Below are 13,705 nucleotides of genomic sequence, written 5' to 3'. Positions count from 1 at the left end.
GTCTCAAATCGCGTTCTTCGGCGTGGGTTCCTGAAATATTGCAACGACCTGCAACGCGACAAATATTCCTCGTAGCTCGCCGTAGAAACCGAATTTCCCGCTCGTTATTCATTTTCCTCACGCCATACTGGCGACATGAAAAAACAACACGGCTACACGCTTCTCGAAACCCTGATTGCGATGCTGATCGTCGCGGCGCTTGGCGCCTCGGGGCTGTATGGTTGGCAGCGCTGGCAGCAGCAACAGCGGCTATGGCAAACCGCCATTCAGGTGCGAGATTACCTGCTGCAACTACGTGAAGATGCTAACTGGCGTAACCGCGATCACGTCATCAGCGTGATTCGGGATGGCACATCCTGGTGTTTTGTCAGCTCTGCTGCTGTGCAAACCACGTGTCTACCCGTTTCGCCCTTGGTTTTTACACCGCCCTGGGACGATGTCGAAATGGCAGAGATAACGCCTTCACTGGCCTTTTTTGGTCTGCGCAATACGGCATGGGCTGGACATATTCGCCTGAAAAATACGACAGGGGAATGGCGCGTGGTGGTGTCTGGCTGGGGGCGAATCAGGCTTTGCGAGAAAGATGAGGCCAGGTTATGTCAGTAAATGAACGGGGCTTTTCACTCCTGGAGGTGCTGATTGCTATGGCGATTAGCAGCGTTTTATTGCTTAGCTCAGCGCGATTTTTACCCGCGCTGCAGCGAGAGATCCTGCGCAACACGCGCCAGTTAGCGCTTGAAGATGAAATATGGCAGCGGGTATACACCGTGGCGAAGCATCTTCAGCGGGCAGGGTATTGCCGCGGAAACTGTGTCGGAGAAGGGCTGGAGATATCGGCTAAGGGCGACTGTGTCATTGCGCGCTGGGATGCCAATAGCAACGGCATTTGGGAGAGCAGTCCCGCGAAAGAGGCCGATACGATTGGATTTCGTTTACAGGACAAGGTACTGGAGACCCTGCGGGGAGTAACGGACTGCAATGGAAAAGGGTGGGAGAAAATGACCGATCCAGCCACGATACAGATTGAGACATTTCAGGTCGAACGTCTGAATATCAGCGGATATTCCCCGCTCCTTACGTTGCGTTTGCGCGGAGTGAACAATGTCGAGCCACAAAAGGTTATTGAAGCAGTCTACAGCGTGACAGGATTCAACTTGTGAACCGTGAGCGGGGCGTTTCATCTTTAGCGATGGTCCTGTTACTGCTGGTGCTCGGTAGCCTTCTGCTGCAAGGCGTTAGCAGGCAGGAGTCCCGTTTTGCTTCGCGAGTGGTCACGCAAAGTCAGGCTCTGCAGCGCCAGGCGGTGGTGCAATCTGCGATGGAATGGGGGCGTATGCAGCCCTGGCGCTTACAACTCGCCGCACAGTGTCGGCGTTATACCACGCAGGATGCCGCGGTTTGCCTGCGACTGCTTACTAATAATTTCGTGCTGCTTATAGTCCATTATGAAGGGGTATCGTTATGGCGGCAGGGGGCGATTATTGATGACAGTATCGAATATTCGGTGCATGGCTGGAGCGATTTTTGTCCGCTAAAGGAGCAGGCGCTATGTCAGATCCCCTGAACAGACAGCGTGGCTTTAGCCTGCCGGAAGTGATGCTGGCAATGGTGCTGATGATCATGATTGTGACCGCGCTGTCAGGATACCAGCGGGCGCTGATGAACAGCTTTATCATCAGAAACCAGTATCAGCAACTCTGGCGTCACGCCTGGCAGCAAACCCAGCTGTATCAGTTTTCATCGCCTTTGAACTGGCAGGTTAACCGAATGCAGACAACGAGCGCGGGATGTGTCAGCATCAACGTTAAAATTTCTTCACCCTTGGGCAGGCAGGGTCAGATGACGCGTCTGCATTGCCCGAATCGTCAGTAGTCAGGAGTCGCTATGTTAAGGGTCTACCACTCCAATCGTCTGGATGTGCTGGAAGCGTTAATGGAATTTATCGTTGAGCGCGAGCGGCTGGACGACCCCTTTGAACCTGAGATGATCCTGGTTCAAAGTACCGGTATGGCGCAGTGGCTACAAATGACCCTTGCACAGAAGTTTAGTATTGCCGCCAACATCGATTTTCCGCTGCCCGCGAGTTTTATCTGGGATATGTTTGTGCGCGTGCTGCCGGATATCCCGAAAGAGAGCGCGTTTAGCAAACAGAGCATGAGCTGGAAGTTGATGACGCTGTTGCCGCAATTGTTGGATGGCGATGACTTCGCATTGCTGCGCCACTATCTGACGGACGACACCGATAAACGTAAGCTGTTTCAGCTTTCCTCGCGCGCGGCTGACCTCTTCGACCAGTATTTAGTCTATCGCCCTGAGTGGTTGACCCAGTGGGAAGCCGGGCGACTGGTTGAGGGACTCGGCGAATCTCAGGCCTGGCAGGCGCCGTTGTGGAAAGCGCTGGTGGAACACACCGAGGAATTGGGCCAGCCGCGCTGGCATCGCGCCAATTTATACCAACGATTTATTCAGACTCTGGAAAGTGCGTCCGAGTGCCCGCAGGGACTGCCTTCTCGCGTCTTTATTTGCGGCATTTCAGCGCTGCCGCCGGTTTATTTGCAGGCATTGCAGGCGCTGGGCAAGCACATTGATATTCATCTGCTGTTTACCAACCCTTGCCGCTACTACTGGGGAGATATAAAAGATCCCGCCTGGCTGGCGAAGCTGATGGCGCGTCAGCGTCGGCACAGCTTTGAAGAACGCCATCTGCCGCTGTTTCGCGATAGTCAGAAAGCCGAAGGATTGTTTAACAGCGATGGTGAACAGGATGTGGGCAACCCGATGCTGGCCTCGTGGGGCAAACTGGGGCGCGATTACATTTATCTGCTTTCAGAACTGGAAAATAGTCAGGAGCTGGATGCGTTTGTCGATATTACGCCTGACAATCTTTTGCATAATATTCAATCGGATATTCTTGAACTTGAAAGCCATGCCGTGGCGGGTGTTACGCTGGAAGAGTATTCGCGTAGCGACAATAAACGACGGCTTGAGCTGAACGACACCAGCGTGACTTTCCATGTTTGTCATAGCCCACAGCGCGAGGTAGAAATTCTTCATGACCGCCTGCTGGCAATGCTGGAAGCGGATCCCACGCTGACGCCGCGCGATATTATTGTGATGGTGGCGGATATCGACAGCTACAGCCCATTTATTCAGTCGGTCTTTGGCAGCGCACCAACTGAGCGTTACTTACCTTATGCGATTTCCGACCGTCGGGCGCGCCAGTCTCATCCCGTCTTACAGGCCTTTATTAGCCTGCTGTCGCTGCCGGATAGCCGTTTTGTCTCAGAGGATGTGCTGGCATTACTGGATGTGCCCGTGCTGGCGGCGCGTTTCAATATCGATGAAGAAGGGCTGCGCTATCTTCGGTTATGGGTCAATGAATCCGGGATTCGCTGGGGAATTGACGACGATAACGTGCGTGAACTGGAACTTCCGCCTACAGGTCAGCATACCTGGCAATTTGGTTTAACGCGCATGCTGCTCGGCTACGCGATGGAAAGCGCGCAGGGCGAGTGGCAATCGGTATTGCCATACGATGAGTCCAACGGTTTGATTGCCGAGTTGGTAGGGCATCTGGCCTCGTTGCTGATGCAGCTCAATCTCTGGCGTAGAGGGTTAGCGCAGGAACGGCCGCTGGAAGAGTGGCTGCCCGTTTGTCGGGACATGCTTAATGATTTCTTCCTGCCGGATGCAGATACCGAAGCGGCGATGACGCTGATTGAACAGCAGTGGCAGGCCATTATCACTGAAGGTCTGGGGGCTGAGTATGGTGATGCCATACCGCTCTCTCTATTGCGTGATGAGCTGGCCCAGCGTCTTGACCAGGAGCGCATTAGCCAGCGCTTCCTGGCGGGGCCAGTTAACATTTGTACGCTGATGCCGATGCGCTCTATTCCTTTCAAGGTGGTGTGCCTGCTGGGTATGAACGATGGCGTTTATCCGCGTCAGCTTGCACCGTTGGGCTTTGATTTGATGAGTCAAAAACCGATGAGGGGCGATCGCAGCCGTCGCGATGATGACCGCTACCTGTTTCTTGAAGCATTGATTTCAGCACAGCAAACGCTCTACATCAGCTACATTGGCCGCTCCATTCAGGACAACAGCGAGCGCTTCCCGTCGGTACTGGTGCAGGAACTGATGGACTACATCGGGCAAAGCCACTATCTGCCGGGCGATGAATCGTTGACCTGCGATCAAAGCGAGGCCCGGGTAAAAGCACACATTACTCGTTTGCATACCCGTATGCCCTTTGATGCACAAAACTATCTGCCGGGCGAACAGCAAAGCTATGCCCGGGAATGGCTGCCTGCGGCGAGCCTGTCAGGAAAAGCGCACACGGATTTTGTCCAGACGCTTCCCTTTGAGATGCCTGAAACGCTGACGCTGGAAACGCTGCAGCGATTTTGGGCTCATCCGGTAAGGGCTTTTTTCCAGATGCGGCTGAGGGTCAACTTCCGCTCTGAAGAAAGTGAGATCCCGGAAACGGAACCGTTCACTCTTGAAGGATTAACCCGCTATCAGCTTAATCAGCAATTGCTTAACACGCTGGTTGAAGAGAAGGATGCTGAACAACTGTTTCGCCGTTTTCGTGCGGCGGGCACGCTTCCCTATGGGCCATTTGGCGAAATTCTGTGGGATACGCAGCGTCAGGAGATGCAGTCGCTGGCTGAACGCATTATCGCCTGTCGTCAGCCCTTTCAGAGTATGGAAATCGATCTTAACTGTAACGGCGTGCAAATCACCGGTTGGCTGCCACAGGTGCAAGAGGACGGTTTGTTGCGCTGGCGCCCATCTTTAATAAGCATTGCGCAGGGGGTGCAACTTTGGCTGGAACATCTTGTCTATTGTGCCAGTGGCGGTACGGGAGAGAGCCGGTTGTTCCTGCGTAAAGACGGGGAATGGCGTTTTCCGCCACTGGATGCAGAGCAGGCGCTGCTGTACCTGTCGCAGCTCATTGACGGGTATCGGGAAGGCATGTCGTCACCATTGCTGGTATTGCCCGAAAGCGGCGGCGCCTGGATAAAAACCTGTTATGACGCCGTAAATGATGCCATGTTAGATGACGATGCAACGTTGCAAAAAGCGCGCAGTAAGTTTCTGCAGGCCTATGAAGGCAACATGATGGTACGGGGTGAAGGTGATGATATCTGGTATCAGCGTCTTTGGCGTCAGCTGGATGCGGCTACGCTGGAGACCATTGTTTTACAGTCTCAGCGCTACCTGTTACCGATTTTTCGCTTTAATCAGTCATGATGATTGTATAAAAATTGCGCAGTTCGATGGCTTCCACTATGATGCGCATTCTGTCACGGACTGATTCTTACAAAGAGAGGATGCTGGCTCGTTCAGCACATAGTCTTGCCCTGTTCAGACCACGTATTTATGCGTGCTTTGCTGTGAACAGGTGAATACGTTAATGATGAGGTTTGTGAATGCCCCGCAGCACCTGGTTCAGCGCATTACTGTTGTTCGTCGCCCTTTGGGTTCCCGTAAGTCAGGCAGATACCGGTTGGCAGCCTTTAGCTGAAACCATCCGTAAAAGCGATAAAGACACCCGCCAGTATCAGGCCGTGCGCCTTGATAACGGCATGGTCGTGTTGCTGGTATCCGATCCTCAGGCCGTGAAATCCCTTTCTGCACTGGTGGTTCCCGTGGGCTCGCTGGAAGATCCGGACGAGCATCAGGGGCTGGCGCATTATCTCGAACACATGTGTCTGATGGGCTCGAAAAAATACCCACAGCCGGACAGTCTGGCTGAATTCCTGAAAATGCACGGCGGCAGCCACAATGCCAGCACCGCGCCTTACCGTACGGCCTTCTATCTTGAAGTCGAAAACGACGCGTTGGTGGGGGCGGTGGATCGCCTGGCGGACGCTATTGCCGATCCGTTGCTGGATAAAAAATATGCCGATCGTGAGCGTAACGCGGTTAACTCCGAGCTGACGCTGGCGCGTACCCGAGACGGGATGCGTATGGCGCAGGTGAGTGCTGAGACCATCAACCCGGCGCACCCTGGCTCGCGTTTCTCCGGCGGAAATCTCGAGACATTAAGCGATAAACCGGGAAACCCGGTGGTGCAGGCATTACAAAAATTTCATGAAAAGTACTACTCCGCGAACCTGATGAAGGCGGTGATTTATAGCAATAAGCCGCTGCCAGAGCTGGCGCGGATAGCTGCTGACACCTTTGGACGCGTACCGAACAGAAATATCGTAAAGCCTGAAATTACCGTACCGGTAGTCACCGACGCGCAAAAGGGCGTCATCATCCACTATGTTCCGGCAATGCCGCGTAAAGTACTGCGCGTCGAGTTTCGTATCGATAACAACAGCGCGCAGTTCCGCAGTAAAACCGATGAGCTGGTGACCTATCTGATTGGTAATCGTAGCCCTGGCACGTTGTCTGACTGGCTGCAAAAGCAGGGACTGGTTGAAGGTATTCGTGCGGATTCCGATCCGGTGGTCAATGGGAACAGCGGCGTGTTAGCCATTTCCGCGACGTTAACCGACAAAGGGCTGGCGAATCGCGATGAAGTTGTTGCGGCAATTTTCAGTTATCTCAATCTGTTACGCGATAAAGGCGTCGATAAACGCTATTTTGACGAACTGGCGCACGTACTGGATCTCGATTTCCGTTATCCCTCCATCACCCGTGATATGGACTACGTGGAATGGCTGGCTGATACCATGATCCGCGTTCCTGTCGAACATACGCTGGATGCGGTGAATATTGCCGACCAGTACGATGTGAAAGCCGTTGAGCAACGCCTGGCAATGATGACGCCACAGAATGCGCGTATCTGGTATATCAGTGCGAAAGAACCGCATAATAAAACCGCTTATTTTGTCGATGCGCCTTACCAGGTGGATAAAATCAGCGACAAAACCTTTGCCGACTGGCAGCAAAAAGCGCAGGGCATTGCGCTGTCGTTACCGGAGTTGAACCCCTACATTCCGGATGATTTCACGCTGATTAAAACGGATAAAAAATACGCGCACCCGGAACTGATCGTTGATGAGCCGGATCTACGCGTGGTGTATGCGCCGAGCCAGTATTTTGCCAGTGAGCCGAAGGCTGACGTCAGCGTGATCCTGCGTAACCCGAAGGCCATGGACAGCGCTCGCAACCAGGTATTATTCGCACTTAACGATTACCTGGCGGGGATTGCGCTCGATCAGTTAAGCAACCAGGCGTCGGTAGGTGGAATTGGTTTCTCTACCAACGCTAACAATGGGTTGATGCTTAACGCCAACGGCTACACCCAACGTCTGCCGCAGCTTTTTCAGGCTCTGCTGAGCGGCTATTTCAGCTACACCTCAACGGATGAACAGCTGGAACAGGCGAAATCCTGGTATGCCCAGATGATGGATTCTGCAGAGAAGGGTAAAGCCTACGATCAGGCAATTATGCCAGTGCAAATGCTTTCTCAGGTGCCGTACTTCTCACGCGATGAGCGCCGTAAGCTACTGCCTTCCATCACCCTGAAAGAGGTGATGACGTACCGCGACGCCTTAAAAACCGGTGCGCGGCCTGAATTCCTGGTAATTGGTAATATGAGCGCCGCTCAGGCGACGACCATGGCGCGGGATATCCAACAACAGCTTGGCGCTAACGGGTCACAGTGGTGTCGCAATAAAGATGTGGTTGTGGACAAGAAGCAGTCCGTCATCTTTGAAAAAGCAGGCAGTAGCACGGACTCCGCGCTGGCGGCGGTATTTGTGCCAACCGGATACGATGAATACGCCAGTTCAGCCTACAGCGCCATGTTAGGGCAGATTGTTCAGCCGTGGTTCTACAATCAACTGCGTACTGAAGAGCAGTTAGGCTACGCTGTATTTGCTTTCCCGATGAGTATCGGCCGTCAGTGGGGAATGGGGTTCCTGCTGCAAAGCAATGATAAGCAGCCGTCTTATCTTTGGGAGCGTTATAAAGCGTTTTTCCCGACGGCGGAAGCGAAGCTGCGGGCGATGAAACCTGAAGAGTTTGCGCAAATTCAGCAGGCGATTATTGCGCAAATGCTGCAGGCGCCGCAAACGCTGGGGGAAGAAGCCTCACAGTTAAGCAAAGATTTTGATCGCGGCAATATGCGCTTCGATTCACGTGATAAAATAGTGGCTCAGATTAAACTGCTGACGCCGCAAAAACTTGCCGACTTCTTCCATCAGGCGGTGGTTGAGCCGCAAGGCATGGCGATACTGTCACAGGTTTCCGGCAGTCAGAACGGGAAAGCAGAATACGTGCACCCGGAAGGCTGGAAAGTGTGGCAGACCGTCAGCGCGTTGCAGCAAACCTTACCCCTGATGAGTGATAAGAATGAATGATGCCGCTGAGTCCCTTGATCCACTGCGCTTGCCCCTGACGGGCGAGCGCCTGATTGAAGCCTCTGCGGGCACCGGTAAAACCTTTACCATCGCCGCCCTGTATTTACGTTTACTGCTTGGACTGGGCGGCTCTGCCGCCTTTCCTCGTCCTCTGACCGTTGAAGAACTGCTCGTGGTCACCTTCACCGAGGCAGCCACCGAAGAGTTGCGCGGTCGAATTCGTAGCAACATTCATGAACTGCGAATTGCCTGCCTGCGTGAAAAGACCGACAACCCGCTATATGCCCGTTTGTTAGATGAAATCGCCGATAAAAAACAGGCCGCTCACTGGCTGCTATTGGCTGAAAGACAGATGGATGAAGCGGCGGTGTTTACCATCCACGGCTTTTGTCAGCGTATGCTCAGTCTCAACGCCTTTGAATCAGGCATGCTGTTCGAACAGCAACTGATAGAAGATGAATCGCTGCTGCGCTATCAGGCCTGTGCGGACTTCTGGCGTCGACACTGCTATCCGCTACCCCGCGACATTGCGCAGGTGATTTTTGAAACGTGGAAAGGACCGCAGGCTCTGCTGAGAGACATCGATCGCTATCTGCAGGGGGAAGCGCCGGTCATCAAGGCTCCGCCGTCTGATGACGAAACGCTGGCTTCCCGGCACGAACAAATTCTCACGCGCATTAACCAGATCAAGCAGCAATGGCGTGATTCCGTTGATGAGCTGGATGGCCTGCTGGAAGCCTCCGGGATCGACCGGCGTAAATTTAACCGTGGTAACCAGGGTAAGTGGATCGAAAAGATCAGCGCATGGGCGCAAGAAGAAACCCAAAGTTATCAGCTTCCTGACGCACTGGAGAAATTCTCACAGCGTTTTCTGGAAGAGCGCACTAAAGCGGGCGGAATAACCCCTCAGCACCCGCTGTTTGTCGCTATTGATGAACTGCTTAGCGAACCGTTAACTCTCCGAGATCTGGTGATCACCCGCGCACTGGCGGAGATCCGTTCAGCGGTTGCCGAGGAGAAACGACGCCGCGGTGAGCTAGGCTTTGACGATATGCTCAGCCGTCTGGATGCGGCGTTGCGCAGTGAAAGCGGCGATGCGCTGGCGACGGCTATCCGTACCCGTTTTCCGGTCGCGATGATCGATGAATTTCAGGATACCGATCCGCAGCAGTACCGTATTTTTCGCCGGATCTGGCAGCATCAGCCGGATACCGCACTGCTGCTGATTGGCGACCCAAAACAGGCGATTTACGCGTTTCGCGGCGCGGATATCTTCACCTATATGAAGGCGCGCAGCGAGGTCAGCGCACACTATACGCTCGATACCAACTGGCGTTCGGCCCCCGGCATGGTCAATAGCGTAAATACGCTTTTCAGCCAGATGGATGACGCCTTTATGTTCCGCGAAATCCCCTTTAGCCCGGTAAAATTTGCAGAAAAAAACCAGTCGTTTCGGTTTGTTTTACATGGTGAGACACAGCCAGCCATGAGCATGTGGCTGATGGAAGTGGAAAGCTGCGGCGTAGGCGATTATCAGAACTACATGGCCCAGGTGTGCGCCACGCAAATTCGCGACTGGCTTAAGGCCGGGCAGTCTGGCGCTGCGCAACTGGTCAGTGGTAAAACATCCAGTCCGGTACGCGCGTCGGATATCAGCGTACTGGTTCGTAGCCGCCAGGAGGCGGCACTGGTCCGTGATGCGCTGACGCAGCTGGCAATTCCCTCCGTCTACCTTTCCAACCGTGACAGCGTATTTGAAACGCTGGAAGCGCGGGAGTTGCTGTGGGTGCTGCAGGCGGTGATGACGCCGGAACGTGAGAACACGCTGCGTAGCGCGCTGGCGACCTCAATGATGGGTCTGAATGCGCAGGATCTTGAAGCGTTAAATAACGACGAAAATGCCTGGGATGCGGTGGTCGAAGAGTTTGATGGCTATCGTCAGATCTGGCATAAACGCGGCGTGATGCCGATGCTGCGCGCGCTGATGACAACCCGCCAGATTGCGGAAAACCTGCTGGCGACGGCGGGGGGCGAACGCCGCCTGACCGATATTTTACATATCAGCGAACTGTTGCAGGAAGCAGGCTCGCAGCTGGAAAGCGAGCATGCGCTGGTGCGCTGGCTGTCCCAGCATATTCTTGAACCCGACAGCAACGCGTCCAGCCAGCAGCTCAGGCTGGAAAGCGACAAGCATCTGGTCAAAATCGTCACTATCCATAAATCTAAAGGGCTGGAGTATCCGCTGGTCTGGCTGCCGTTTATCACGAATTTCCGCGTCCAGGATCAGGCTTTCTACCATGATCGCAGCTCTTTTGAAGCCGTGCTGGATCTCAGCGATGCCGAGGAGAGCGTTGAGCTGGCTGAAGCGGAGCGTCTGGCGGAAGACCTGCGTTTGCTCTATGTCGCGCTAACCCGTTCGGTATGGCACTGCAGCCTTGGCGTTGCGCCGTTGGTGCGACGTCGGGGCGATAAAAAAGGGGATACCGATGTGCATCACAGCGCCCTTGGTCGCCTGTTGCAAAAAGGTGAGCCGATGGATGCCGCGGGTCTGCGTAGTGCGATTGAAGCGTTGTGCAGTGATGATATTGCCTGCCAGACGCCTGCGCAGCCTGACGGTGAACGCTGGCAAGTTGCGCAGGCTGTTAGCTGCGAACTGAGTGCGAAAATACTGCAGCGTACGCCCGGCGATAGCTGGCGCGTGACCAGTTATTCCGGTCTGCAACAGCGTGGGCATGGAATCGCGCAGGATCTGATCCCGCGACTGGATATTGATGCCGCAGGCGTTGGTGAGGTTATTGAAGAGTCAGGGCTTACACCGCATCAGTTCCCGCGCGGCGCTTCGCCAGGTACATTCTTGCATAGCCTGTTTGAAGATCTCGACTTTACTCAACCGGTAGATCCGAGTTGGATCGAGGAAAAACTGGCGTTGGGCGGTTATGACGCGCACTGGACGCCGGTTTTGACCGAATGGCTGGACGCCATTTTGCAGGCGCCTCTCAACGAGACGGGCGTGAGTTTGAGCCATCTTTCCGCGCGTGAAAAACAGGTGGAGATGGAGTTTTACCTGCCGATTTCGCAGCCGCTGATGGCCAGCCAACTTGATGCGTTAATTCGCCAATACGATCCGCTCTCCGCGGGGTGCCCTGCGTTGGAATTTATGCAGGTACGCGGCATGCTGAAAGGATTTATTGACCTGGTTTTCCGCCACCAGGGGCGTTATTACCTTCTCGATTACAAATCGAACTGGCTGGGGGAAGACAGCTCAGCGTATACGCAGCAGGCGATGGCCTCTGCCATGCAGGCGCATCGCTACGACCTGCAGTATCAACTTTATACCCTGGCGCTGCATCGCTACTTGCGCCATCGCATTGCTGATTACGATTATGAATGCCATTTTGGCGGCGTTATCTATCTCTTCTTGCGTGGCATTGACAGTGAAAATCCGCAACAGGGAATTTACGCGACCCGACCTGACGGGGAGTTAATCGCCTTGATGGACGAGATGTTTGTCGGTGCGCCACTGGAGGAGATGTCATGACAATCCAGAAACGATTAATGGAAGCTGTGGAGCAAAAACAGCTCCGGCCTCTGGATGCCCAGTTTGCGCTGGTGGTTGCCGGAAATGACAACCCTGCCGTTGCGCTGGCGGCGGCGTTGCTCAGTCGTGAAGCAGGAGAAGGGCACGTCTGCTTACCACTTTCACGGTTATCCCTGAGCGAGGATGCCCATCCCCTTTTAAGCGCCTGGCTCGCTGAAGTGGGGGAGCCAGAAGACTGGACGGAATGTCTGCTGGCCTCCGGGGCGGTAAGCCGTGGTGAGCAACCCACGCCGCTGGTGCTGCACGGCGATCGCTTGTATCTGAACCGGATGTGGCATAACGAACGGGCGGTGGCTCGCTTTTTCAGTGAAGTTAACCACGCCATTGAGGTGGATGAACAACGGCTGACCCACACGCTGGCGGCGTTGTTTCCACCAGCGGAAGGTGTTAACTGGCAAAAAGTGGCCGCTGCGGTGGCGTTGACCCGTCGTATATCGGTGATCTCCGGCGGGCCGGGGACCGGAAAAACGACAACAGTTGCGAGGCTTCTGGCGGCGTTGATTCAGATGGCGGAGGGAGAACGCTGCCGTATTCGCCTGGCGGCTCCTACTGGAAAGGCGGCAGCGCGCCTGACTGCCTCGCTGGGCGCAGCGCTACGAGAACTGCCGTTAACCGAAGAGCAAAAGAAACGCATTCCCGATGACGCCAGTACGTTGCATCGATTATTAGGCGCTCAGCCAGGCAGTCAGCGCCTGCGCCATCATGCGCGAAACCCGCTGCATCTGGATGTGCTGGTGGTGGATGAAGCCTCGATGATTGATTTGCCGATGATGTCGCGCCTTATCGATGCGCTGCCGCCGCACGGGCGGGTGATTTTTCTTGGCGATCGTGACCAGCTCGCTTCCGTCGAAGCGGGGGCGGTGCTGGGGGATATCTGTGCTTTCGTCGGTGACGGGTTTACCCCGGAACGCGCCCGCCAGCTCAGTCGTCTGACCGGAAGCGCTATTCCGGCAGGTCTGGGAACTCAGGCCGCCGCTTTGCGCGACAGTTTGTGTCTGCTGCAAAAGAGTTACCGTTTCGGTAGCGATTCCGGAATCGGTCAGTTGGCTGCTGCGATTAATCGTGGTGACAAAGCCGCGCTCAAAACGGTCTTCCAGCAGGGGTTTAGCGACATTGAAAAACGCACGCTACATAGCAGCGAAGATTACGCCGCGATGTTGGATGAGGCGCTGGCGGGTTATGGGCACTATCTGGATTTACTGCGCGAGGGCGCTGAGCCGGATGCCGTCATTCAGGCCTTCAATGAGTATCAGCTGTTGTGTGCCCTGCGTGAAGGTCCGTTTGGCGTGGGTGGTTTGAATGAACGCCTTGAGCAGGTGATGGCGCAAAAACGTAAAATTCATCGTTCAACGCATAGCCGCTGGTATGAGGGAAGACCGGTGATGATCGCGCGCAATGACAGTTCGCTGGGATTATTTAACGGTGATATCGGCATTGCCCTCGATCGTGGACAGGGCCTGAGGGTGTGGTTTGCGCTGCCGGACGGTTCTATCAAATCAGTCCAGCCCAGTCGCTTACCTGAACATGAAACCACCTGGGCAATGACCGTGCACAAATCACAGGGATCTGAGTTTGACCATGCGGCATTGATTTTACCCAGTCAGCATTCACCCGTGGTTACCCGCGAGCTGGTCTATACCGCTGTCACCCGCGCGCGCCGGCGTCTGTCACTGTATGCCGATGAGCGGATATTAAGTAACGCCATTGCCACCCGCACCGAACGTCGCAGCGGATTGTCGGCGTTGTTTAATCAATAAAATTCGTTGCCGGATAAGGCATTCATACC

At 54.6% G+C, this 13,705-nt stretch carries 8 protein-coding genes; all 8 read left to right on the top strand.

The window, feature by feature from the left end; translation table 11 throughout:
* Nucleotides 1-135 precede the first annotated feature (135 nt).
* The 8 genes from OGV65_RS11880 (at nt 136) to recD (ending at nt 13,676) form a co-directional block, all read left to right on the top strand.
* A complete protein-coding gene (locus OGV65_RS11880; RefSeq protein ID WP_016157377.1) occupies nt 136-606 on the top strand; it encodes a prepilin peptidase-dependent protein in 471 nt (156 codons plus the stop codon).
* On the top strand, nt 597-1,160 hold the full coding sequence (locus tag OGV65_RS11875; RefSeq protein WP_216403672.1) for a prepilin peptidase-dependent protein: 564 nt from the start codon (nt 597-599) through the stop codon (nt 1,158-1,160). The genes OGV65_RS11880 and OGV65_RS11875 overlap by 10 nt, the downstream gene beginning before the upstream one ends.
* The gene (locus tag OGV65_RS11870; protein WP_216403673.1) at nt 1,157-1,564 is read left to right on the top strand and encodes a DUF2509 family protein; all 408 of its coding nucleotides are present in this window, start codon (nt 1,157-1,159) and stop codon (nt 1,562-1,564) included. The genes OGV65_RS11875 and OGV65_RS11870 overlap by 4 nt, the downstream gene beginning before the upstream one ends.
* Complete coding sequence (locus OGV65_RS11865) at nt 1,549-1,872, top strand: prepilin-type N-terminal cleavage/methylation domain-containing protein (protein ID WP_047359086.1); 324 nt, start codon at nt 1,549-1,551, stop codon at nt 1,870-1,872. The genes OGV65_RS11870 and OGV65_RS11865 overlap by 16 nt, the downstream gene beginning before the upstream one ends.
* 12 nt (nt 1,873-1,884) lie before the next feature.
* Nucleotides 1,885-5,253, top strand: a complete 3,369-nt coding sequence (gene recC / locus OGV65_RS11860; RefSeq protein ID WP_286454988.1) for an exodeoxyribonuclease V subunit gamma — start codon at nt 1,885-1,887, stop codon at nt 5,251-5,253.
* Nucleotides 5,254-5,432: 179 nt separating this feature from the next.
* Complete coding sequence (ptrA, locus tag OGV65_RS11855) at nt 5,433-8,321, top strand: pitrilysin (RefSeq protein ID WP_047499367.1); 2,889 nt, start codon at nt 5,433-5,435, stop codon at nt 8,319-8,321.
* Nucleotides 8,314-11,859, top strand: a complete 3,546-nt coding sequence (recB, locus tag OGV65_RS11850; RefSeq protein ID WP_286454987.1) for an exodeoxyribonuclease V subunit beta — start codon at nt 8,314-8,316, stop codon at nt 11,857-11,859. Before ptrA ends, recB begins: the two co-directional genes overlap by 8 nt.
* Nucleotides 11,856-13,676: an exodeoxyribonuclease V subunit alpha gene (gene recD / locus OGV65_RS11845; protein ID WP_286454986.1), complete on the top strand. Its 1,821-nt coding sequence runs from the start codon at nt 11,856-11,858 to the stop codon at nt 13,674-13,676. Before recB ends, recD begins: the two co-directional genes overlap by 4 nt.
* The last annotated feature ends 29 nt before the right edge of the window (nt 13,677-13,705 follow it).

The organism is Citrobacter sp. Cb004, from assembly GCF_030337065.1.
GTDB classification, from domain to species: domain Bacteria; phylum Pseudomonadota; class Gammaproteobacteria; order Enterobacterales; family Enterobacteriaceae; genus Citrobacter; species Citrobacter braakii.
This window is presented reverse-complemented; position numbering and strand designations above follow the sequence as displayed.